The sequence below is a fragment of the Halobaculum halobium genome (assembly GCF_030127145.1).
Taxonomy (GTDB): domain Archaea; phylum Halobacteriota; class Halobacteria; order Halobacteriales; family Haloferacaceae; genus Halobaculum; species Halobaculum halobium.
The window spans coordinates 1,571,267-1,593,263 of record NZ_CP126158.1 but is presented as its reverse complement, the minus strand read 5'-3'; the positions used below and the strand labels follow the sequence as shown (position 1 = coordinate 1,593,263).

The 21,997-nt window shown below is 69.1% G+C and carries 23 protein-coding genes, 1 tRNA gene and 2 pseudogenes; 13 read left to right on the top strand and 13 right to left on the bottom strand.

Going from position 1 to position 21,997, the window contains the following annotated elements; genetic code table 11:
- Nucleotides 1-10 precede the first annotated feature (10 nt).
- Nucleotides 11-699: pseudogene (locus P0Y41_RS08350) on the bottom strand (hypothetical protein); the annotation flags it as partial.
- A gap of 247 nt (nucleotides 700-946) precedes the next feature.
- Here P0Y41_RS08350 and P0Y41_RS08345 point away from each other — a divergent pair.
- Nucleotides 947-1,153, top strand: coding sequence for a DUF7472 family protein (locus P0Y41_RS08345; RefSeq protein ID WP_284060908.1), 207 nt, complete (start codon nucleotides 947-949; stop codon nucleotides 1,151-1,153).
- 85 nt (nucleotides 1,154-1,238) lie between these two features.
- Here P0Y41_RS08345 and P0Y41_RS08340 read toward each other — a convergent pair whose 3' ends face one another.
- A complete protein-coding gene (locus P0Y41_RS08340; protein ID WP_284060907.1) occupies nucleotides 1,239-2,339 on the bottom strand; it encodes a DNA primase in 1,101 nt (366 codons plus the stop codon).
- A 651-nt stretch (nucleotides 2,340-2,990) separates the two neighbouring features.
- Here P0Y41_RS08340 and P0Y41_RS08335 point away from each other — a divergent pair.
- The gene (locus P0Y41_RS08335) at nucleotides 2,991-4,445 is read left to right on the top strand and encodes an APC family permease (protein WP_284060906.1); all 1,455 of its coding nucleotides are present in this window, start codon (nucleotides 2,991-2,993) and stop codon (nucleotides 4,443-4,445) included.
- A 5-nt stretch (nucleotides 4,446-4,450) separates the two neighbouring features.
- Nucleotides 4,451-5,104, top strand: a complete 654-nt coding sequence (locus tag P0Y41_RS08330; protein ID WP_284060905.1) for a potassium channel family protein — start codon at nucleotides 4,451-4,453, stop codon at nucleotides 5,102-5,104.
- A gap of 200 nt (nucleotides 5,105-5,304) precedes the next feature.
- Here the strand turns inward: P0Y41_RS08330 and P0Y41_RS08325 are convergent, their stop codons facing one another.
- On the bottom strand, nucleotides 5,305-6,408 hold the full coding sequence (locus P0Y41_RS08325; protein ID WP_284060904.1) for an aminopeptidase: 1,104 nt from the start codon (nucleotides 6,406-6,408) through the stop codon (nucleotides 5,305-5,307).
- Between the two features lie 53 nt (nucleotides 6,409-6,461).
- On the bottom strand, nucleotides 6,462-7,331 hold the full coding sequence (locus P0Y41_RS08320) for a CPBP family intramembrane glutamic endopeptidase (protein ID WP_284060903.1): 870 nt from the start codon (nucleotides 7,329-7,331) through the stop codon (nucleotides 6,462-6,464).
- A 102-nt stretch (nucleotides 7,332-7,433) separates the two neighbouring features.
- On the opposite strand from P0Y41_RS08320, the gene P0Y41_RS08315 reads away from it, so the two are divergent.
- The 6 genes from P0Y41_RS08315 to P0Y41_RS08290 all read left to right on the top strand — a co-directional run bounded on the left by P0Y41_RS08315 (nucleotide 7,434) and on the right by P0Y41_RS08290 (nucleotide 11,687).
- Nucleotides 7,434-7,775 carry an ArsR/SmtB family transcription factor gene (locus tag P0Y41_RS08315; RefSeq protein WP_284060902.1) on the top strand — a complete coding sequence of 114 codons (342 nt, stop codon included), beginning with the start codon at nucleotides 7,434-7,436 and terminating at the stop codon, nucleotides 7,773-7,775.
- A 1-nt stretch (nucleotide 7,776) separates the two neighbouring features.
- The gene (locus P0Y41_RS08310) at nucleotides 7,777-8,085 is read left to right on the top strand and encodes a DUF7521 family protein (RefSeq protein WP_284060901.1); all 309 of its coding nucleotides are present in this window, start codon (nucleotides 7,777-7,779) and stop codon (nucleotides 8,083-8,085) included.
- 98 nt (nucleotides 8,086-8,183) lie between these two features.
- On the top strand, nucleotides 8,184-9,140 hold the full coding sequence (locus P0Y41_RS08305; protein ID WP_284063383.1) for a decarboxylating 6-phosphogluconate dehydrogenase: 957 nt from the start codon (nucleotides 8,184-8,186) through the stop codon (nucleotides 9,138-9,140).
- Nucleotides 9,141-9,257: 117 nt separating this feature from the next.
- Nucleotides 9,258-9,839, top strand: coding sequence for a 2Fe-2S iron-sulfur cluster-binding protein (locus P0Y41_RS08300; protein ID WP_284060900.1), 582 nt, complete (start codon nucleotides 9,258-9,260; stop codon nucleotides 9,837-9,839).
- A gap of 273 nt (nucleotides 9,840-10,112) precedes the next feature.
- Nucleotides 10,113-11,549: an MATE family efflux transporter gene (locus tag P0Y41_RS08295; RefSeq protein WP_284063382.1), complete on the top strand. Its 1,437-nt coding sequence runs from the start codon at nucleotides 10,113-10,115 to the stop codon at nucleotides 11,547-11,549.
- Between the two features lie 65 nt (nucleotides 11,550-11,614).
- A tRNA-Arg gene (locus P0Y41_RS08290) sits at nucleotides 11,615-11,687 on the top strand.
- 126 nt (nucleotides 11,688-11,813) lie between these two features.
- Here P0Y41_RS08290 and P0Y41_RS08285 read toward each other — a convergent pair.
- Both P0Y41_RS08285 and P0Y41_RS08280 read right to left on the bottom strand, forming a co-directional pair.
- The gene (locus P0Y41_RS08285; protein WP_284060899.1) at nucleotides 11,814-12,545 is read right to left on the bottom strand and encodes a GNAT family N-acetyltransferase; all 732 of its coding nucleotides are present in this window, start codon (nucleotides 12,543-12,545) and stop codon (nucleotides 11,814-11,816) included.
- Between the two features lie 82 nt (nucleotides 12,546-12,627).
- Entirely contained in the window at nucleotides 12,628-13,671 is a 1,044-nt protein-coding gene (locus P0Y41_RS08280) for a zinc-dependent alcohol dehydrogenase family protein (protein ID WP_284060898.1), read from the bottom strand.
- A gap of 37 nt (nucleotides 13,672-13,708) precedes the next feature.
- Between P0Y41_RS08280 and P0Y41_RS08275 the strand changes: the two genes are divergently transcribed.
- Together P0Y41_RS08275 and P0Y41_RS18125 are read left to right on the top strand one after the other, a co-directional pair.
- A complete protein-coding gene (locus P0Y41_RS08275) occupies nucleotides 13,709-13,873 on the top strand; it encodes a hypothetical protein (RefSeq protein ID WP_284060897.1) in 165 nt (54 codons plus the stop codon).
- 48 nt (nucleotides 13,874-13,921) lie between these two features.
- Nucleotides 13,922-14,008, top strand: a pseudogene (locus P0Y41_RS18125) (hypothetical protein); the annotation flags it as partial.
- A 71-nt stretch (nucleotides 14,009-14,079) separates the two neighbouring features.
- Here the strand turns inward: P0Y41_RS18125 and P0Y41_RS18120 are convergent.
- Both P0Y41_RS18120 and P0Y41_RS08265 read right to left on the bottom strand, forming a co-directional pair.
- Nucleotides 14,080-14,232 carry a DUF8106 domain-containing protein gene (locus tag P0Y41_RS18120; RefSeq protein WP_465260680.1) on the bottom strand — a complete coding sequence of 51 codons (153 nt, stop codon included), beginning with the start codon at nucleotides 14,230-14,232 and terminating at the stop codon, nucleotides 14,080-14,082.
- A gap of 167 nt (nucleotides 14,233-14,399) precedes the next feature.
- The gene (locus tag P0Y41_RS08265; protein WP_284060895.1) at nucleotides 14,400-15,947 is read right to left on the bottom strand and encodes an FAD-binding oxidoreductase; all 1,548 of its coding nucleotides are present in this window, start codon (nucleotides 15,945-15,947) and stop codon (nucleotides 14,400-14,402) included.
- 158 nt (nucleotides 15,948-16,105) lie between these two features.
- Between P0Y41_RS08265 and P0Y41_RS08260 the strand changes: the two genes are divergently transcribed.
- Nucleotides 16,106-16,498 carry a hypothetical protein gene (locus P0Y41_RS08260; RefSeq protein ID WP_284060894.1) on the top strand — a complete coding sequence of 131 codons (393 nt, stop codon included), beginning with the start codon at nucleotides 16,106-16,108 and terminating at the stop codon, nucleotides 16,496-16,498.
- Nucleotides 16,499-16,676: 178 nt separating this feature from the next.
- On the opposite strand, the gene thsA is transcribed toward P0Y41_RS08260, so the two are convergent.
- The 4 genes from thsA to eif1A form a co-directional block, all read right to left on the bottom strand.
- The gene (gene thsA, locus P0Y41_RS08255; protein WP_284063381.1) at nucleotides 16,677-18,326 is read right to left on the bottom strand and encodes a thermosome subunit alpha; all 1,650 of its coding nucleotides are present in this window, start codon (nucleotides 18,324-18,326) and stop codon (nucleotides 16,677-16,679) included.
- A 221-nt stretch (nucleotides 18,327-18,547) separates the two neighbouring features.
- Nucleotides 18,548-19,111, bottom strand: coding sequence for a KH domain-containing protein (locus tag P0Y41_RS08250; RefSeq protein WP_284060893.1), 564 nt, complete (start codon nucleotides 19,109-19,111; stop codon nucleotides 18,548-18,550).
- A gap of 105 nt (nucleotides 19,112-19,216) precedes the next feature.
- A complete protein-coding gene (rio1, locus tag P0Y41_RS08245) occupies nucleotides 19,217-20,146 on the bottom strand; it encodes a serine/threonine-protein kinase Rio1 (protein ID WP_284060892.1) in 930 nt (309 codons plus the stop codon).
- Nucleotides 20,147-20,228: 82 nt separating this feature from the next.
- Complete coding sequence (eif1A, locus tag P0Y41_RS08240; protein ID WP_222917723.1) at nucleotides 20,229-20,519, bottom strand: translation initiation factor eIF-1A; 291 nt, start codon at nucleotides 20,517-20,519, stop codon at nucleotides 20,229-20,231.
- 202 nt (nucleotides 20,520-20,721) lie between these two features.
- Here eif1A and P0Y41_RS08235 point away from each other — a divergent pair, with 202 nt between their 5' ends.
- Complete coding sequence (locus tag P0Y41_RS08235; protein ID WP_284060891.1) at nucleotides 20,722-20,901, top strand: DUF7470 family protein; 180 nt, start codon at nucleotides 20,722-20,724, stop codon at nucleotides 20,899-20,901.
- Between the two features lie 32 nt (nucleotides 20,902-20,933).
- On the opposite strand, the gene P0Y41_RS08230 is transcribed toward P0Y41_RS08235, so the two are convergent.
- A complete protein-coding gene (locus P0Y41_RS08230; protein WP_284060890.1) occupies nucleotides 20,934-21,947 on the bottom strand; it encodes a tyrosine--tRNA ligase in 1,014 nt (337 codons plus the stop codon).
- Nucleotides 21,948-21,997: the final 50 nt, after the last annotated feature.

Sequence of the window (21,997 nt, the reverse complement as noted above, 5' to 3'; positions counted from 1 at the left end):
CGTCTCCGCATTAGGCGCCGTCGTCGTGCCGAGCCGACCGGAGCCCGATCACGGGCTTGTGCGGACGCTCGTCGGGCGCGACCCGGCGCAGGCGCGAGGCCGGGAAGCCGTAGCGCCGACGCCCTGACACGTCGAGCGGTCCCGGAGAGCGCGTCGCGTTGCCGACGTACACCGCCTCGATCACCGGCTCGTGGTCGCCGTAGTCGGCGTTGGTCTCGTAGTCGCTGATCCGCGTCCCGTCGCGCGTCCGATACTCGTCGGCCCGGGTCGTCGTGACGCCGGTAACGACGAGCAGTCTGTCGGCCTCGCGGTCGCGGACGAACGATCCGACGGCGGGTCGGTGATCGCCACACAGGAACGCCCCGGATTCGCGGACGCGGACGAACACGCCGCCGCCGCAGACGGCGCAGGCCGCGACGCGCTCGCCGGGCGCGGGTACGCGGCCGATGCCGACCTCCATGTCGACGCGCCGGAGGTGTTTGCAGCGGTTTCGCCGGATCGCGTGGTCCGGGCAAGTACAGGTATCGCTCGCGAGGTCGACGACGTAGGTACCGCCCTCGGTGTCGACCAGGTACCGGTCGTCGTCACGGAGGGGTACACCGCCATCGGCTCCGTTCGGGCGCGCTCGGTGCGGTCGGCGTCGCGACTAGCCGCGTCGCGGCCCTCGACACCGTCGCCGCCGCGGCCGTTGGATCTCCGGGCACGGGGGCCGCCCGGCCCGTCCGAGCCGTCAGAGGTGGACCCGGGAAATGCGGTCCGGTCGCGCGAACGGCGGTCGCCGTGGCCGCCACGGCCGGCGTCGTCGTGCCTCCGATCTGGTCGCCCGCCGGAGGTGCGTGCAGGCGTCATCTGATCGCTGAAAATACGCGCTGAATCGACCTAAGCCCTCGGTCGAGGGGGCGAGCGCTTCGAAGCCCTTTTGCCGGGTCCACGGATACGCCGGTGCATGGAAATCGACGCCGAGATGCGCCGAATGATCGCCGTCTCCGTCGGCGCAGTCGTCGTCTTCATCGGCCTTCTGGTCGGGATCGGGCTCCAGTACACCGACGGCCACAACCTCTCGAACGTCGGCGCCTACTACCTCATCGCCGCGATCAGCCTGTTCATCCTCCTGATGGCCGTCGCCGGCGTCCTCCTCGACCGCGGCGAGTAACCATCGACTGCGTCGCGAACTCGCGTTCTCGAATCCCGAGTGCACCGCCACGTAGCCAGTGCCGTCGCTCACTCGGGGGTCTCGCTCAGGCGGCGGCGTCGCCCGCGTCCGACTCGCCTCGCTCGCGCCAGTCGACGACTTCGTCGGCGTCGCGCAGTTGCCTGCTGTAGTACTCCAGGGGATGGGGTGCGACGCTGCGGTGGTTGTCTTCGTTCTCGCAGATCCCGTACTCACCGAGCGTCCGACACGACGGCGGCGGGTACTGCGCGCCGGAGTCGTCGCGGAGGTACGCGAACCGTTCGGCGACGAGATCGGGATCGAGCCCCGAGAGCGCGACCGCCTCCTCGGCGTCGAGGTTGAGCCCCGCGAGAAACGACAGCAGCGAGAAGCGCTCGTGGTGCCCCAACTCGTCTCCGCCCTGCGCCCGCCCCAGCAGTTTCGCGATGCACGGCGGGAAGTGCTCGGGGGCGACGACGTCGAGGTCGGCGGTGACGCTCCGATCGGCCAGCAGGTCGCGCAGGTCGGTTATCTCCGCCTCCAGTTCGTCCGCGAGTTCATCGCCGACGCCCTCGAACGGCAACCCCCCGCCGACGCGGTCCTCGACGGCCTCCCGGATCAGCCGGTACAGCTCCTCGCGCTCGGTGCGGACCTCGCCGTCGACGAGTTCGCGGTTCACGAGCCGCCAGTCGTCGCCCCAGTCGGGGTCGACGTACGCGAGGTACGCGCCGACGCCGAGCCAGAGCCACGTGCCCTCAACCTGCCCGGGTTTCGGGTCCTCGATGCGGACGGCGTCGGCCAGATCGAACTCCCGCAACAGGGTGTCTTGACCGACGCGGGCGGGGTCCCGGCGGGCGCCGTCGTCGCGGGCGCGCTCGAGGTCCGCTGTGAACCGCCGGTAGGCCGTGGCCGCCTCGGCCTCGGCGTATTTTTCCACGGCCGCACGCGAGTCGAGCAGCGAGACGAGGATCCGCGCGATGGGGTACGACAGTAGTTCGTCGCGGGCGTCCCACTCGCGGGAGTCGTCGGCCTCGACGGTGCCCTCGGTGAGCGCGCGCTCGACCCGTTCGCGCCCGCGGTCCACGGCGGGGTCGCCGTCGGCGACGAGCGCGGCCAGGTCGACGCCCGATTCGCGGACGGCCTCGCGGGCCGACGCGAAGAACGGGTACCGGGCGTGGCGCGGCTCCATGATCGGGTGTCCGTGGTGGTGGACGGAGGTTAAGCGCGACGGTCTGACCCGTGGTTGTTCGACGCGCTCGCGGTGCTGATTGGGGACGTGGCGACCGGGTCGGGACCTCGATTCGGCTGTAATCGCCTATCGCACCGGGAACGAGGGACCGCTACTCGACTCTCGGGGACTCTCGAATCGTTCAGTACGGGCTAGCAACCGTCCTCGCTACGGGCGACGTGTAGCTCATTCCGAACCGTTCCGGCTCCATCTCGTCGGTTCTACAGGGGAAGTTCCCTTGCGGTGCGAGTAGTAGTCACGGGGAACCGTCGTACCACTGCGGCGTAGGCCGGCGGGCCGAGGACGCTCCCGATGAACAGCAGGCCGATAGCGCCCGGGCTGGCAGCCTCACTACCGATCTGAACGATGAGGCTGTATTCAACACGACGACCGAACCCGCTCACCCACCGGGTTGCAACACGGCCGGACGGGTCCGCTCACTCGTGGGTCTCACGCGGCCAAAAACGGGGTCCGAACGCTGCGGAGTCCTGCAGGGATCTATCAAACGGCGAGACGGTTCTCAATAATACGGAACTCCCCTCGGCGATTAACCGGGCGAACCAAGTCATCGAACCGTACGATGCACGACAAGCGAAGCGGTGAGTGTGCGTAATGAGCGGAAGTCAGACCCGATCTCCAGAGGCCGAGCTCGGGTTGCTCGACGCGACGATGATCGGTATGGGGGCGATGATCGGGGCCGGCATCTTCGTGCTGACCGGGCTGGCCGCCGAAATCGCCGGCCCGGCCGCGATCCTCGTCTTCGCGCTGAACGGCATCGTCACTGCGTTCACCGGGCTCTCGTATGCAGAACTGGCCGCCTCGATCCCCAAAAGCGGCGGCGGATACGCCTTCGTTCGAGAGATCTTCGATGACCTCTCCTCGTTCATCATGGGCTGGATGCTCTGGTTCGCCTATATGATCGCGGGAGGGCTGTACGCGCTCGGCTTCGCGCCGAACTTCCTCGAACTGTTGCACGTCTATGGACTCGTTCCCCCGCCAGACGAAGTGGGTGCCGTCGTGGTACCGGTCGTCGACGCGGGGGTGCCGCTCGCTTTCCTCCTGGCGTTCGTCGCCGTGCTCGGTCTGGTGGCGCTCAACGCCGTCTCAACGGCTGCCAGCGGAAGCGCCGAGACGGTCTTCACGATCGTCAAGGTGAGCATCCTGGTCGTGTTCGTCGGCTTCGGCCTCGCGTCCCCGATGTTCTCCGGGGCCGAGTTTCAACCGCTGTTCCCCGAGGGGGCCGGCGCGACCGCGATCCTGCCGGCGATGGGGCTCACGTTCATCGCGTTCGAGGGCTACGACCTCATCACAACCGTCACCGAGGAAGTCGAAAACCCCCGGGAGAACATCCCGAAAGCGATCTTCGCGAGCCTGATCGCGACGGTGATCGTCTATCTGGCAGTCGTAACCGTCGCCGTCGGCACGCTGGGCGCAGATGGGCTCGCCGACGCCGGAGAAGCAGGCATCGCTGCGGCGGCGACATCGTTTATGCCGACCGGACTGCCGATCATCCAGAACGGTGGGGCGCTCATCGTCTTCGGAGCGGTCTTCTCGACGCTGACCGCGCTCAACGCGGTCGTGATCGCCTCCTCCCGGGTGGCGTTTTCGATGGGTCGGGAGGGACAGTTGGTACCGTCTTTCGGCCAGATCCACCACCGATACGGGACCCCGTTCGTGGCGATCCTCTCCAGCGCGGTCGTGATGCTCGGGTCGGTTGCACTACCCACACAGAGCGCCGGCAATATGGCGAGCTTGTTCTTCCTGCTGTCGTTTATCATCGTCAACGTCGCCGTGATCAGGCTCCGGCGGGAGCGACCGAACATGAACCGTCCCTACGAGATGCCGTTCTATCCGGCACCCCCGCTGATCGGCGTCGCCCTCAACCTGATCCTAGCCGGGGTGCTCGTCGAGTACCTGATCCGGACAGATCCACTGGCTCTGGTGCTCAGCGTGGCCTGGATCCTGCTGGGCGGAGTCGCCTACCTCGCGCTCAACAGAGTGCGAGCGCAACCGGACCGCGACCTGACAGACGCCGACACCGAAATCACACCGGAGGTTGAAGACTGAACCCCATGACCAGCACTCTCGACATCATCATCGCGGGCGGCGGGCGCGTCGGCTTCCAGACGGCCGAAATACTCGCCGACCTCGGACACGACGTAACGATCATCGAACAAGACGAGCGGGTCGTCACAGACATCGCCGACGAGTGGATGGCGACAGTCATTCAGGGCGATTCGACGAACCCCGACATCATCGAACAGGCCGGTATTGACCAGGCCGACACGATCGCGGCGCTCACGGGTGAAACAGGGCTGAATCTCGCGGTCTGCCTGGCCGCTTCAGAGCTGCATCCCGGAGTCCGGACCGTTGCGCGCATCGACCGGGCCGCCGGCGAGGCCTATACCCGCTTCGTTGACGCGGTGGTCTTCCCCGAACGGGCCGGCGCGCGCGTGGCGGCAAACGAAGTCGTCGGCAGCGACGTTCAGACGCTAGCGGACGTGACGGGCACTCTCGATATCATGCTGGTTCGCGTCGCAGAGGGGGCCCCGGCGGCCGGAAAGCAACTGACAGACGTGCGGTTTCCCGCGGGGGCGCTGATCGTCTCCGATGAGGACGGTCATCGGATCGCCCGCTCGGACACGACGCTGACACCCGGCGGCCGATACGTTGTCGCTGTCGAACCGAACGTCGCCGACGAAGTGATGAATCTGATGCGAGGGTAGTCACCGTCACCGTATCCGCCTCAAGCCCGGAGCGTGGCTGCGGACTCTTGTTCCGACTCGACAGCCTGAGTAGCTACCTCCCGGCTGCTTCAGGCGGTCGGTATCGAACCCGCCCGAGGTTCAACAGGGCTGGACTTTCGAACTCCACGCCACGGCGACGACGTCGGAACTAGAACCGACGCGGCCGACACTCAACCGACCTACGCAGACTCGAAGCCGTCCTCCCAGCGGAACGTCCCGTCGCGCTGCACGACCTCGCCGTCGACGAGCATCCGCGAGTCCTCGGACACGTCGGTTATCATGTCGACGTGGACCGCCGAGTCGTTGCCGGACTCGCCCTCGGGCACGCAGGCGTCGTACGCGCGGCCGAGCGCGAGATGGACGGTGTCGCCCATCTTCTCGTCGAAGAGGATCGAGTCGGTGAAGCGGTCGATGCCGCGGTTCATCCCGATCCCGAGTTCGCCCAGCCGGCGCGCGCCCTCGTCGGTGTCGAGTACGTCCGCGATGGCGCCCTCGCCCTGCTCGGCCGCGAAGTCGACCACCTCGCCGCCCTCGAAGGTGAGCGAGACGCCCTGCACGCGCTGTGCGTCGATGGTCATCGGCACGTCGAAGTACACCTCGCCCTCGGTCGCGTGCGGCGCGGTGAACACCTCGCCGGAGGGGAGGTTGTGGGAGTCGTAGGCGACGCTCGCGGCGGAGTTGACCGCCGTGCGGCCTTCGATGGACATCGTGAGATCCGTCCCTTCCTTCTCGATGCGGACCTCGCTGCCGGCGTCGAGGACCTCCTTCATGTTCGCCATCTCGTCGGCGAGCGACTCCCAGTCGCGGAGCACGGCGTCGTACACGAAGTCCCGATACTCCTCGGCGGCCATCCCGGCCTGCTGGGCGAGCGACCGCGTCGGGTGGACGGTGGAGACCCAGTCGGTGTCCATCCGCGCCTCGCGGGTCGCCGCGGTCGCCTTCCGCGCTCGCTGTCGACGCTCGCCGTCCACGTCCGCCAGCGCGGTGGTGTTGCGACCGCCGCCGATCCGGAGGTACACGTCTGCGGCCTCCAGCATCGCCAACTTCGGCTCGCTGTGGGCGAACTCGCGGTCGTCGTCGCCGGCGCGGAGGAACGCGCGGCCGACCTCGCTGGACCCGTACGTCGTGAGCAGCGTCGCGTCGCGCTCGCCCAGTTCAGCGGCGACCGCGACCGCCAGGTCGTGAGCGCCCTCGGCGACGTCCATCACGACTTGGTCGCCCGCCTCGACGCGGGCGCTCCAGTCGACGAGTACCTCGGCGTGTTCTCGCACTCGGTCGTCCATGCGTACGCCTTCCCGCCCAGCGTCTAAGAACGCGCGGTCTCGGACGGGGACGCTCAGCGCCCGGCCGCCGGCGAGTCGGTGCTCTCAGTCGAGTCGAGCCCCTCATGTGGGGACCCACCGCCGTCGTCGATCCCCAGCGAGGGACCCCGGACGGCGAGGATGAGGAGGACGACCGTCGCGACGGCGGCCAATTGGACGGCGTACACGTCGGCGCCGCCCGTTCCGGCGAGCGTCCGCCGGGGGACGGGGACCAGCAACGCGGCGTTGTTGATCCCGGCGTGCAGGAGCACGACGACGGGGAGGACGCCGCCGGATCCCTCGAACAGCCAGGTGAACACCACCGCCAGTCCGACGACGACCGGCACGTACAGCCCGAAGGGGTTCCCCCACTCGTAGGCGCCCGGGACGACGTACAGCGGGAGGTGCCACCCGGCCCAGACGACGCCGAGCAAGACGCTCGCGGCGAGCGGACCGAACCGTGACCGGAGGCGCGGGAGGAGATACCCCCGCCAGCCGAACTCCTCCTGCCCACCGCCGACGAGTGCGGTCGCGAGGACGGCGACCGCGACCGTCGGGAGGCGCCCGGGGAGCACCGACGGGGCGAGCGTCCCGCCGTCCGCGACGATCGCGACGGTGTGCGCGGCCGCGATCGCCGCCGGCACGCCGAGCGCGAGCAGGTACCAGCGAGGGGCGACCCTGATCCTGACGAGTCGGCGGAGCCACGCGCGGACGGATCGCCTCTCCAACCGGAGACGGACGACCGCGCCCACGGCCGGGCCGAACCCGCCGACGAACAGCAGAGCCGTCGCTGCTGGTGTCTCGGGGCCCGCGAGGACCGGTCCGGCGATCCACGCCGCCCAGGTGAACGAGAACGTCACCGCGAGAAACGATACGACCGGCCGAACGCCGTCGGGGACCTGCATATCCGACCGATGGGGCTCGTGCGGCGTATAGCCCGAGCCGCGACTACAGTGGCTGAAGCCGTGGGGCCGATTTAAGTACTCGCGGTCAGCACCGCGGAGGTGGTGAATGACCGACCGGACGCCGCCGCCCTCGCGGGCGCCATCGAGGACGACAGCACGCGAACCATCCTCGTGGCCACGCAGGAGGAGGCGGTGCCGGTGAGCGAACTCGCCGACGTCTGCGGCGTCTCCGAACCGACAGTCTACCGCCGGCTCGAATCGCTCCGCGAGCGCGGGCTGGTAGAAGAGCGGACCCGACTCGACGAAGACGGCCACCACCGCGGCGTCTACCGGGCCACCGTCGAGCGCGTCGCCTTCGACCTCGCCGCCGACGGCGTCGACGCGGAGGTGACCCGCAGAACGAGCATGGCCGATCGGTTCACCGACCTCGTGGGGGAGATGTAACGTGGTCGCGCCCGCGCTCCAACTCGGCGATATCACGCCCACGCAGGCGGTGTTCGGTGCGTCCGAACTCCTCGGCGTCGTGCTCGGACTGACGATCGGCTACATCGCTTACCGGGGGTATCGTCGCAACGACGCCCGCCCGATGCTGTTCGTTGCCCTCGGGTTCGTCCTCCTGTTCGGTGTGCCGGCGCTCGCGGCCGGCGTCTACCTGCTCGTTCCCGCAGTCAGCGAGGTCCACGCCGGCGCGGCGACGCAGATCGCGGAGCTCCTCGGACTCGTGAGCGTGCTCTACGGGCTTCGAACTGACTGACGCAGTCGGCGTCAGATCGTCAGGCGCGGGGAACTCGTCGGCGCCGCCGCCCACACCGCAACGCCTACGCCCCGCCTCGCCGACGCGCCGGTATGAGCATGCAACTCGGCGTGATCGGACTCGGTCGGATGGGCCAGATCGTCGTCGACCGCGTCCTCGACGCCGGCCACGACGTGGTCGCCTTCGACCTCTCGGCGGAGGCGACCGCCGCGGCCGCCGAGGCCGGTGCCGAACCGGCGGACTCTGTTGGGGACCTGTACGATAGACTCGAGGGCGAGGTGAGCGAGCCCTCGAACCGAACGGGGAGTGAAGCGACCCGTGAGGGCGGCGATGCCGGCGCCCGGATCTGGCTGATGGTCCCCGCTGGCGACCCGGTGGACGCCACGCTCGACGACTTGGAGTCGCACCTCACGGGCGACGACGTGGTCGTCGACGGCGGCAACTCCCACTTCGAGGACTCCGTCCGCCGCGCGGAGGCCACGGATGCCGCCTACCTCGACTGCGGCACGTCCGGCGGCCCCGCCGGCGCGGAGTTGGGATTCTCGCTGATGATCGGCGGTCCCGAGTGGGCCTACGAGGAACTGACGCCCGTCTTCGACGCCGTCGCAACCGGCCCCGCGGGCCACGACTGGATGGGCCCCGCGGGCTCGGGCCACTACGTGAAGATGGTCCACAACGGCGTCGAGTACGCGCTGATGCAGGCGTACGGCGAGGGATTCGAACTGCTTCACAACGGTCGCTACGACCTCGACCTGGAGGCCGTCGCGCGCACGTGGAACAACGGCGCGGTGATCCGTTCGTGGCTGCTGGAACTGTGTGAGGAGGCGTTCCGCGAGGAAGGCAACGACCTGGGCGACGTGGCAGACCGGATCGAGGGCGGCTCCACCGGTACCTGGACGGTGCAGGAGGCGCTCGAACAGGAGGTGCCGGTGCCGCTCATCTACCAGGCGCTGGCCGAGCGGTTCGATTCCCGCGAGGAGCGGTTCGGCCGGCGGCTCGCGAGTCGGCTGCGGTACGGCTTCGGACGTCACGACGTCCCTCGAAAGGACGAATAAGGCCCGCCGTTCGAGGCCTGGCTACGGGACGAACACGTTCGCCGTCCCGGTATCGACGGCTCCCGCCGTCGGTGGATAATCACAACCCTTGTTACCCCCCGCTTCCAAGCCGGAATCATGGTAGACCCCGTGGCTATCGGGTTCGGCGCGGGCCTCGTGTTGGTCTTCGTCGCGCTGCACGTCGCCCGCGGCACCGGCTGGGAGGCCACCGCGGACATCTCCGAGGAGGTCATCGAGCGACGCGCCTCCACCGTCGAGGAGACGGAGTTCCCCGAGCCGGGGAGCCGCGCCATCGGGGGCGGAAGCGTCCCCGCCGGTGCGGTCGCCGCCGGCGAGGAGGGCGAACTGGAGGAGGGCGCGGCGGCCGAGGAGTCGACGAGTCCGGCCGACATTCCCGAAGACGAGATCGAGTACTTCGAGGTCGAGTTCGTCAAAGAGGGCGAGACGATCGAACTCGCGAACAACGAGACCGTGCTCGAACAGGGCGAGGAACACGGCTGGGACCTCCCCTACGCCTGCCGGCAGGGGCAGTGCGTCTCCTGTGCCGGGCAGATCACCTCCGGGGGCAACTCCGAGGAGTACATCGAGCACGACAATCAGCAGATGCTCGGCGACGCCGAACTCGACGATGGGTACACGCTCACCTGCGTCGCGTACCCCCGGGACGACTTCACGATCGAGACCGGCGAAGCGCCGTAGTTCCCGGTCCGTCTGCGCTGCCTGAACCGTCCGCACTTTTGCGGGTTCTCTCGGATCTCTCAGCTCCCTCCGTCTCGTTCTCGCCGGCGTCGTCGTTCTGCCGGTTTGCCCACACAGTCGGTGAAATTGCCCGCTTCGATTCGATTCGGCGGCCGCTGGCTTCGAAGGGGTAAACACTCCCCGAACTGTCGTGATGGGTGACGGAGTGTACTCGTGACCGATGCCGACGAGCGCGTCGCCGGCTCTCTCACCGAGGGGTCGCTGGCGCGGCCGATGTTCGCCCTCGCGTGGCCGATCGTGGCGACCCAGCTGCTACAGGTGGCATACAACCTCACCGACACGCTCTGGCTGGGTCGGTTCTCCACGGACGCGGTCGCGGCGATCAGCCTCGCGTTCCCGCTGGTCTTCCTGTTCATCTCCATCGGCGGCGGCCTCAACGTCGCCGGCTCGACGCTCGTCGCTCAGTACACCGGGCGCGCGAGCGATCCGGACGCCGCCGACGACGCCGCCGACGGCACCGGCGGTGGCGACGACTCGGACCCGGTGGACACGATCAGCCACTCGCGTACCGCCGGCACCGTCGCGGGCCAGACGCTCACGGTCGTGACGGCGGTCGCGGTGACGTTCGGCGTCCTCGGCTACCTCCTCACGGACGACCTGCTGTCGGTGCTCCCGTCGTCGCCGGCGACGGCGGGGCAGGTCGTGCCCCTGGCGGCCGACTACATGGAGGTGTTCTTCCTCGGGCTGCCGTTCCTGTTCGGCTTCTTCGTGTTCTCGTCGCTGATGCGGGGGTACGGCAACACCCGCGCGCCGATGGTCGTGATGGCGCTGTCGGTGCTGATCAACGTCGTGATCGACCCGCTGCTCATCTTCGGCGTCGGCCCGGTGCCCAGGCTCGGCGTGCAGGGGGCGGCCCTGGCAACGGTGCTCTCTCGGACCGTGGCGACGGTGGTCGGGCTGTACGTCCTCCTCGGCACCGACGCCGGGCCGCGGGTCCGGCTGCCGGACTTCCGCCCGCAGCGTCGGTTCGTGGTGCAGATCGTCCGGGTCGGGGTTCCCTCGGCGATGGAGCAGTCGGCCTCGGCGCTCGGACTGATCACGCTTACCGCGATGGTGGTGACGTTCCGCCCGGAGGTCGTCGCCGCATACGGGCTCGGGAACCGCCTCGTCTCGCTGGTGTTCCTCCCGGCGCTCGGGCTCGGCCGCGCCACTAACACCATCGTCGGACAGAACCTCGGCGCCGGCAACCCCGAACGCGCCGAGCGCGCGACGTGGCTCGCCGCGAAGGTCGCGACCGCCGTGATGCTCGTCGTCGCCGTGCTCGCGGTGGCGTTCGCCGACGAGGTCGTCGCCGTCTTCATCTCCACGGGCACGGACGCGGCCGCCGAGACGATCCGGCTTGGCGCCGAGTACATCGGCGTCCGCGCGATCGAGTTCGGCTTCATCGGCGTACTCCAGGTCGTCCTCGGCGCCTATCGCGGCGCGGGTAACACGAAGACGGCGCTGGCGTTCTCGCTGCTCGCGCTGTGGATTGGTCGGGTGCCGATCGTCTACGCGCTGGCGATCGCCGGCGACCTCGGACCGTTCGGCATCTGGGTCGGCATGACCGCGGGCCAGATAATCGGCGCCGTCGCCGCCGCGGCGTGGTTCACCCGCGGGACGTGGAAGGAGGCGGTCATCGACGAGGCCGACGACGCGCGTGGCGCGTGACGCCGCGACGTCGACCTGTGGCGGTTCCGAAGGCTTATTCGCCGGGCTGTGGTACGATGGTGTGAGGGCGGCTAGTTCAGCGGACAGAACGCTTGGTTCCGGACCAAGAGGTCGGGGGTTCAAATCCCTCGCCGCTCGCTACTTCTCGCGCCGCGCGCTTCTTCGCGAACAACAGCGCGAGCACTGCGGAGCGTGTGTGAGCACCCGTCATTTGCCGGACTCAGCGTCCCGATCGACAGCAACCGTTGTGATCTGTCCGTCCCCTCAGAACGTGTACGCCATCATCGCCTCGTCGACGTACTCGTCGTCGATGGTGTAGTGGTCGCGGCGGATCGCTTCCGTCTCCCAGCCGTTGTCGCCGAGGAACTCCAGCGCGGCGGCGTTGGTCACCGGGACGCTGTTGTACACCTTCCGGAAGCCGTTGGCCTCGGCCCAGTCGAGCCCGCGCTGGAGGAGCTTTCCGCCGATGCCCGACCGACGGTACTCTGGGACGACTCCCACGGTCTGTTTCGCGGTCTCGCGCACCCGCGACACCTGCGGCAGATCGAGGTGCGTCCACCCGACGAGACCCTCGTCGATCGTGGCGACGAAGAACAGCCGCGACTCCACCGAGTTGTGCCGCGTCACCGTCTCCTCGTACAGCAACTGCTCGGCGATACTCTCGGCGACGACGTACGTCTCCTCGTCGGTGACCGCGCGGATCGCCGCGACCAGTCCCTCGAAGTCGTCCTGACGGGCCGGTCGGATCGTGAACGACGTGCCGGCGGTCTCGTACTCCTCGACGGCGCCCACGTCGAGCGCGACCCGGAGCGTCCCGCCGTCGTCGTCGAGGTACCCGCGGGACTCCAGCCGGTCGAGTTCGCGCTCGAACTCCTCGGCCGGCGCCGAGACGGTCTGCTGAACGACGTGACGGTTCGCGGTGCCGTGTCGCTCGACGTACTCGTAGATCCGCTTGCTCACCTCGGTCTCGAACGTTGGCCGCTCTGCCACCTCCATGGAGAGACGTTCGCGCCCCGGGGCTTAGCGTTTGTCACCTACTAACACGCGACACGGTCCAGTCGGGCTACTCTGTGACCCCTCACTCCCAGGGCTTCACGAGCACCTTCACCGCCTCGCGCTCGTCCATCATGCGGTACCCCTCTGGAACGCCGTCCAGCCCAACGGTCTCGGTGAAGATCGGGGACGGGTCGAGCGTCCCCTGGAGCACGTCGGCCATCAGTTCCCCTGCGTACGCTCTGACGGGTGCGACGCCGCCGCGCAGCGCGACGTTGTCCCCGAAGAACGGGAAGAGATCGAGGCCGCCCTCCATGCCGTGGGGAACGCCGACGTAGCCGACGGTGCCGCCCGGACGGGCCGCCTCGACGGCCGTTTCCATCGCGGAGGCGGCGCCCACGCACTCCAGCACGTGGTTCGCGCCGCCGTCGGTGATATCGAGTATCGCGTCGACCGCGTCGTCCCCGCGCTCGGCGACCGTGTGGGTGGCGCCGAACTCCTCGGCGATGTCGAGGCGGTCCTCGTGGTGGCCGACGGCGACGATCCGTTCGGCGCCCAGCCGGCGGGCGGCCGCGACGCCGCACAGTCCGACCGCGCCGTCGCCGACGACGACGGCGTCCTCGCCGGCCTCGACGCCCGCCGAGCGGGCCGCGTGGTGGCCCGTGCCCATCACGTCGGTGAGCGGGAGCAGCGATTCGAGCGCGTCCTCGTCGTCGGTGTAGCGGTCCGGAACCCGGACGAGCGTGCCGTCGGCGTGCGTCGAGCGGACGAACTCGCCCTGCGCGCCGCCGTTGTCGCCGCCCCACGAGTCGCGGTTCACACAGGAGGTGTGCAGACCCTTCCGACAGAACTCACACGAGCCGCAGGAGATGGCGAACGGGGCGAGCACGCGATCGCCAGGCTCGACCGAGCGGACGTCCTCGCCGACTTCCTCGACGACACCCATCGGCTCGTGGCCGACGCCGGTGCCGGCGTCGCGGTCGCTCTCGCCGCGGTAGAACCACAGGTCCGACCCGCAGATCGCGGTGTGGGTCACGCGGACGATGGCGTCGGTCGGGTCCTCTATCTCGGGCTTGTCGACCTCCTCGACCCGGATGTCGCCGGGGCCGTGGAACACTGCTGCGCGCATACTGCGTCCCAGGACCGCCCGCGGCTTCAACCCCATCGTGTCGGCGATCCCACCCCTCCCGGACGCGACCCGTCTCGTCGACCGATCGCCGCCCTCTCTGGTCGGATTTGGGTCGCAGTTCGGCCTCCTGCCGACGCTCGACTTCGGCCGCGCGTCGGCCTGGGTGAACGTCGTTCTGCTGGCGACGCTCGTCGCCGGCTGAGCACGGGCGTACGGCGAGATTCGCTCGCGGGAGACGCTCGGCTCGCTCGTGTCCGCCCTGCTGCTGCTCGCGGAGAACGTGCTCGCGCTGTACTACTCCTTCTCCGGGTCGGAACTGCCTTTCGCGGCCGTCGAAGCGATGCTGGCGTTACAGTCGCTGGAGACGGCCGCGATCGCGTTCCTCGTGTACGTCTCCGTTCAGTGGCGTCACGCGGCGATCGCGGCGAACCGCCGGCGGACCGTCAGGGTCGCGCCGCAGGCCGGGCACGTCAGTGCCTCGACGCCGTCGCGGTCCCGGTCGCGTACGACCCAATCGCCGTCGGCCGGCGCGGCGTGATCGCACTCGGGGCAGAACAGCATGTCCTTCGGGGGCGGTCGGCGGATGTGCGTGGAGGGATCGTCCATATCCCGCGTAGGTGCTCAGGAGGGATAACTCCGATCCTCTAGCTATCGGGCGTGAGACGGCCCAAAACGGATGATCGTGTGTGACAGACCGCTCCGTTCTGGCGGTCTCTCCGCCCGCTGCCTCACAGCCGTCCGCTCGGGGAGAACACACCGTCGGGATCCCACTCGCGCTTCGTCTCGCGGAGCCACCCGTAGTTGTCGGCGTACACGTCGCGGGCGGCGGCCGTGCCGCGTTCGGTGCCCGAGAAGTTCGGGAGTTCGCCCGTCACCGTCCCGGCTTCGCGGACCCGCTCGGCCGACTCGAGTGCCCACGAGACGTGCGCGTCGTCCGCGTCGGGGTCGGACCAGCACGCCTCGAAGTTACACACGACCTCGGCGTCGCGCTCGGGAACGGCGGTGTCGCCGGGGCCGAGATCCGCGATCGCGCCGCCCATCGGCCAGACCACGACGGTGCTGTCGGATTCGGCGGCCGGGTCCGCGGGCAGCGCCGCCATCCGGTCGGCGACGAGGTCGACGAGGTCGTCGGTGAACGACTCGACGGCGACGGACTTCCAGTAATACCGACCTCCCGCCTCGGAGTCGCCGCCGAGGTACGCCTGTAGCTCCCGATAGGGCACCCGTTCGGCGCGATCGAACACCGGGTCGACGTCGTCGCCGGCGAGCGATCGAAACGGCGCGAGCGCCCGTTCGCCGTCCTCGGGATCGCCGCCGTGTGCGCCGAGGACACACAGCGCCAGGGCTCCGACGGAGTCGTCCGGGATCTCTGGCTCGTCGGGAATCCGGGTCACGTACGGCGAGACGTTCGTCTCGCGGGGAGCCGCTCGGTGGAGCCGGCGGTACGCCCGCAGGAGCGCGGCGAGCTCGGCGGCGTCTTCGACGGCGAACCAGGCGTCGCACATCGCCAGTTCGTCGGGGACCGACACGAGGTCGAACTCGAGTTCGACGGCGACGCCGAACTCGCCGCCGGCGCCCCGGATCGCTCGAAAGAGATCGGAGTTCGACGCCGCGTTCGCGCTGACGCGCTCGCCGTCGGCGGTCACCAGGTCAGCGCGGACGAGGCGATCGCACGCGAGGCCGTGCGCTCGCGAGAGGTAGCCCGTGCCGCCGCCGAGCGTCAGCCCGGCCACCCCGACCTCCGGGGCGACGCCCTGCGGGGTCGCGAGTCCGTGGTCGGTCGTTGCCGCGTCGAGTTCGCCGATCGTCGCGCCCGGTTCGACGACGGCGACCCCCGCGTCTGGGTCGACTGTGACCGCTCGCATCGCGCCCACGTCGCACACAAGCACCCCGTCGCCGGTCGACGTCCCGACTGAGGAGTGTCCGCCCGAGCGCGTCGCGATCCCGATCCCCATCTCCCGGGCGGCGTCGACCACGCGGGCGACGCCCGCGGGGGTGGTCGGGTACGCGACGGCCGCGGGGAACGCCTCGCAGAATCCGTTCCAGACGCGGCGCGCGGCGTCGTACCGGCCGTCGTCGGGCGTCACCACGTCCCCGGGGAACAGCACGCGCCACTCGCCGGTGGCCTCGCGGGTCGTCGCAGCGCCGTCGCCCGCGAGCCCCGCCGAGAGCGACGCGATCGTGTCGGTGTGCTCGGCCGCGAGAGCACGGGCGTCCCCGCGGTCGAACCCTTCGCTGGCCGTCGCGTCGGCGACCGCGTCTGATTCACTGGTCATACCACCCGGTTACCATCGAACGACCAAAAACCGTCGGACGGCGATGAGAAGACGGCGGCCGATCGGGAGCGGCGGCTGGTCGCGGCAGCGTGCGCAGGCGGCAAGCGACCCGGCGCGATGGCGCAACGGCTATCGGCGGGCCGACCCGAGTAGCCCGCATGGAGCGACGACGGGCGCTGGCGTACGCTCGGGTCGGCGTCGCGTACCCCGTCGGTACAGTCGTCGCGGCCGCGGTGGTCGCGGGGTTGCTCGGGTGGGACGTCGGACTGGCGGTGCTCGCGCTCTCGATGGGCTCGGCGGCGACGCTGGCCGGACTGCTCGTCTCGGAGACGGGCGGGATGCGCCCGCCGGAGGCCGACCGCGGGCGCGAGCAACAGCGCGGGATCCTCGGCCTCGGCGGCAACGCTGGTCCGGGGGGACGCGACTCGAACGCCGACGTGCCGGACGTGGCCCGGAGCCGTCAGGCCCGACTGCGCGTGTTCTCGCTGGGGCTGTTCGTGCTCACCGTCGCGCTCGTGCTGCTGCTCGGCGGCGTGGTGCCAGGGTTGTAGGCGGGACGGATCCAGGGCTGTAAGCGAGACGGATCCGGGGCTCTAGGCGGGCCTGTTCTCGGTGCGATCGCGTCGCGGAGCGCTGCGGCTCGCGGTCGCGGCGTCGAAAGAATCGAAGATCGGTCGAGCGGCGGTTCGCGTCGGCGTCGATGGAGGTGGTGGTGGCTGGGGGCCTACTTCACATCGCGCCGCCCATGCCGCCCATGCCGCCCATGCCGCCCATGCCGCCGCCCATACCGCCGGCGGGGTCGTCGTCGCCGTCGTCGGAGCCGCCGCCCTTGAGGTCGCCGGCCGCGATGACGTCGTCGATGCGGAGGATCATCGTCGCCGCCTCGGTGGCGGACTCGATGGCCTGCGTCTTGACGCGGCGCGGCTCGACGACGCCCTCGGCTTCCATGTCGATCACGTCGCCCGTGTAGGCGTCGAGGCCGGCGCCGAACTCGCCGCCGTCGTGGCGGGCGCGCAGGTCGACCAGCGAGTCGATCGGGTCGAGCCCGGCGTTCTCGGCGAGGGTGCGCGGGATGACCTCCAGCGCGTCGGCGAACGCCTCGACGGCCAGCTGCTCGCGGCCGCCGACGGAGTCGGCGAAGTCACGCAGTTCCAGCGCCAGCTGGGTCTCGGGCGCGCCGCCGCCGGGGAGCACCTGCCCGTCCTGCAGCGTCGTGCGGACGACGCCCAGCGAGTCCTCGATGGCTCGCTCGACCTCGTCGACGACGTGCTCGGTGCCGCCGCGGAGGACGAGCGTGACCGAGCGGGCGTCCTCGACGTCCTCGACGAAGATGCGCTCGTCGCCGCCGATGTCCTTCTGGGCGACGGAGCCGGCGAAGCCGAGGTCGCTCTCCTCGAGGTCGTCGAGGTTGGCGACGACGCGGCCGCCCGTCGAGCGGGCCAGCCGCTTGAGGTCGGAGTCCTTCGCGCGGCGGACGGCGAGGATGCCCTCCTGCGCGAGGTAGTGCTGGGCCATGTCGTCGATGCCGTCGCCGACGAAGACGACGTCCGTGCCGACGGCGCTCAGCTTGTCGACCATCTCCTTGAGCTGCTCTTCTTCCTGGTCGAGGAACTGCTGAAGCTGGTCGGGGTCGGTGACGTTGACCTCGGCGTCGATCTCGGTCTCCTTGACCTCGATGGCGCCGTCGAACAGCGCGACGTTGGCGTCCTCGACCGCGTAGGGCATGTTCTCGTCGACGCGCTCCTTGTCGACGATGACGCCCTCGATGAGCTCGGAGTTACCGATGGCGCCGCCGACGACGGTCTCGACGGAGACGTTGTCGGTGTCGACGGTGCCGTCGTCGTCGCGGACGGCGAGCACGGCGTCGACGACGAGCTCGGCGAGCGTGTCGCGAGCGGACTCGGCGCCCTTGCCGGTCATCGCTGTCGCGGCGATCTTCTCGAGCGTCTCGCGGTCGTCCGCGGTGACGTCGATCGACTGCTCGTCGAGGACCTCCTTGGCCTTCTCGGCGGCCTGGCGGTACCCCTGCGCGATGGTCGTCGGGTGGACCTCCGAGTCGATGAGCTCCTCGGCCTGGTCGAGCAGCTCACCGGCGATGACGACGGCGGTCGTGGTGCCATCGCCGACCTCGTCCTCCTGGGTCTCGGAGACCTCGACGATCATGTTGGCCGCCGGATGGTCGATGTCCATCTCCTTCAGGATGGTCACGCCGTCGTTCGTGACGACGACGCCGCCCGAGGAGTCGACGAGCATCTTGTCCATTCCTTTCGGGCCGAGCGTCGTGCGGACGGACTCCGCGACGGCCTTGCCGGCCGTGATGTTCATCGACTGGGCGTCCTTGCCCGACGTTCGCTGGCTGTCCTCCGAGAGTACGATCATGGGCTGATTGCCCATTCGCTGGCGCTGAGACATGAGTCACTCTCTGATTGTTTCCGATTCTATAAAAAGGTTCCGGCAGATGCTCGTCAACACCTCGCACGACCCTGATTCGAGCGTGTGTGAGAGGTTATCAAAGAGAGTTTATATACCGAACCGCGAGTCGCAGGACCGTCGGCGGCGCGGTCGCCGCGCGCTGCGTAGAACTGTCGCCGATCGGGGCGTTACCGCGGCTCCTCGGTGTTGTTCGTCGGGGCCGACAGGTCGGGCGCACCGTGGATCTCGTTGTGCTTGCGCTCGAGGAACGAGTAGACGGCGCCGTGGGGGGCGCCGTCGAGGATCATCCCCGTCGCGCGCCGGACGGCCTCGACCTCCTCGGGCTGGCCGATGACGCCGAGGGTCGTCCCTTTGATGACGACTTCGGCGCCCGAGAGGTCCTCCATCAGCTCTCGCGTGCGGCCGTTCTCGCCGATGAGGCGACCCTTCTGGCGCTGGAGGTCGTTCTTGTTTCGCGTCTCCGATGCGAGGTCGACCAACTCGAACCGTCGCAGGTCGTGCTCCAACAGCGAGAGGGCCGAGTCGGGCGTGAACCCGCGGCCGATGGCGCGGACGATGTCGGGAGCGACCAGGCCGGCGACCGGGTCGCCGACGGCGTCGATGGCGACCGACCCCGACTCGGAGTCGATGTCGAGTCGAACCTCGGCGCGGTCTTCGATCTCCCGCATCGTCTCGCCGCCCTCACCGATGAGCACGCCGATGCGGTCCTGCGGAACCTTCACGTGCTGCATACAGCCTGAATTCCTGCTGCACGTGGTTAAGAGTTCCCTCGGGAACCCGCCGCGTCAGCGGGTCACACGCGCGAACCGAGACCAGACGACTGCGGTCACCTCGTGCTACTCGTCGTCGTCGCCGGCGCGGTCGGCCGGGTTCGGGTCCGTCGCGGGATCGGGTTCGGCGGCCGGCTCCGCCTCGGGCGCGGTGACGTACTCGTGGAGGTCGTCTGCATCGGTATCGAGCCCCTGTCGCGAAAAGAAGGAAGCGACGTTGCGGCAGTCGCGCTTCAGGAAGTCGTCGGCGTTCGGGTGGTGGACCGTCACCGCCTGTCCCAGGTCGATGACGACCAGTTCCCCGTCGTGGATGATGAGGTTGTACTCCGAGAGGTCGCCGTGGACCAGCCCCGCCGCGTAGAGGCGCCGCATGTACTCGCGGACGACCTCGAAGGCGGTCTCAGGGTTCTCGACGTTCACCTCTGCGAGCCGCCGGGCGCGGTCGTCGGCGTGGCCGACCAGTTCCATCACGAGGACGTTGCGCTGGACGGCGATCGGCTCCGGCACGCGGACGCCGGCCTTCCGGGCCCGCGAGAGGTTCGAGAACTCCTTGCGCACCCACGCGACGACGACCTGCTTCTTGTCGGAGCCGATCCCCTCGAATCGGGGGTCACCCTCGAGGTAGTCGCGCATCTGCCGGAAGTTCGAGGTGTTGATCCGGTACACCTTCGCGGCGACCTCGCGCTCGTCGGCGCCGAGCGCCTCGTACACGTTCGCCTCCTTGCCGGTGGACACCGGGCCGCCGAACGCGGCGATGTGGCCGTCGCGGGTGAGTTTGTACAGCGCCGCGAGCGTGGCGTCGTCGAACACCGACGCCTCGACTTTGAACTGCTCGGTGTTCTTGATCCGCTTGCGGAACTCGTCGAACTCGTCGTCCTGTCTGCGGGCGATCTTGTCGGCCTCGGTCTGGGCGATGTCGGCCAGGTCGAGGTCCTCCCACTCGTCGCCCGGCGCGTCCGCCTCGTCGGGTTCAACGAACCCGAACTCTCCGGTCATCTACTACCACGTACGCGCTCGGGCATGAAAAGCACCGGTACCCGAAGACGCCGCCGCGTCGTCGCCGTCGGCGTCGACCAACTCAGGCGATGTGGCCTTCATCGCGCAGCTGATCGGCGTCTTGGCTCTCGTAGCGGTGTTCGATGTCGGCCTTCTCGTCTTGCCAGTCCCACGGGCTGACCAGGACGAGGTCGCCCTCGCGGATCCAGGTTCGTTTTTGCATCCGGCCGGGGATGCGCGCGGTGCGCTCGACGCCGTCGTTGCACCGGACTTTCACGCGGTTGGCGCCGAGCATCTCGGTCACCTCGGCGAACACTTCGTCGTCGTCGGGCATTCGGAGATTCTTGCGACCGGTCCCGTCGCCGTCGCTCATACTCCTGTGTTCTCGCGTCCGACAGTTAAGTTCGGCGGGTACGAGCGGCAGCGAGCACCTCGATTCGAACGGGGAGGGTGACGATCCGTGAGCGAAGCGACCGTGGGTACACCGACCCCCGGGTGACTTCGGCGACGATCACAGACCGAGGGTCGCGCTCGGAACCCGCCGGCCTTTTCAAGAGCTACCGCCACGACCGGGTATGATCGACAAACTCGGCACCGCCGGCGTCGCCGGCGCCGTCCTGCTGTTTGCCGGCCTCGCGCTCGTCGCGTGGTCGGCTCCGATCGTCGCGGTCGGCCTGGCGCTCGTGCTCGCGGGCACCGGTCTCGTGGTGAAGGGCCTCGCAACCAGCCTGATGCGGCAGTTCGGGTTCGCGTAGTCGCCTCCGCGTCGGGTCGTCGCCGCTCTCGCTTACGCGTCGAGTTCCCGCAGCACTTCCCGCCCCGGAGCGATCAGCTCGTTCAGGGAGTCAGCGAGCGCGCCCTTCGCGTCCGCGGGGTGAAGCTCGCCCGACTCCAGATCCGCCGCCAGCGACTCATAGTCGTCGTACTCGAGATCGCCGCCGTACTCCTCGGGGCGCTCGACGACGACCGTGTCGAAGCGCGGGAACACCGAGTACTCGAAGATCTCGAGTACGGGGTTCTCGCGCTCGTTCCCCTCGTCGTCCGGTTCCGGATCGCGCGTCGGCGGGCAGAACGCGCCGTTGATCTTCTCGGCGATGTCCTCGGCGGAGTCCTCCATCGAGATGGTCGTGCCCGACGACGATGACATCTTGCCGACGCCGGTGTCGAGGTCCGCAAGGATCGGCGTGTGCAGGCACGGCCGGGCCTCGTAGTCGTGGTCGCTCTCGCCGGCCATCGCGGGAATTTGCTCGCGGTGGAGCATGTGGACCTTCCGCTGGTCGAGGCCGCCGACGGCGAGATCGAGATCGAGGTAGACGATGTCCAGCGCCTGCATCAGTGGGTACACTAGGTGGCTCACCTTCGCGGTGTCGCCGCCTTGGATCTCCGCCATCGCGCGCTGGGCGCGATTGAGCGTCGTGGACACCTCCAGTTCGTGGGTGTCGAGGACGTACTCCTCGTCGAGCTGGAACTCCGAGCCGTAGACGAACTCCGTCGACTCGGCGTCGAGACCGTACGCGAGGAACTGGTCGCGCATGCGCTCGGCCGTCTCGCGGATCTCGGCGAACGTCCCCTTGTCGTTGAGGTACGCGTGTACGTCCGCGAGGAGGACGACGACCTCGAAGCCCGCTTCCTGCAGGTCGATGAGCTTCGTCGCCGTCAGCATGTGTCCGATGTGGAGGACGCCCGACGGCTCGTATCCGACGTACACCCGCTTGCCGTCCGGGTCCTCGGCTAGCGCGCGTACCTCCTCCTCGGTGACCACCTCGGTCGCGTTCCGGGTGATCAGATCGTGGGCATCCATACCCGAGGGTGTCGCGTGGGCCGAGTATGTCTTTCGGATGTGTGTGACGC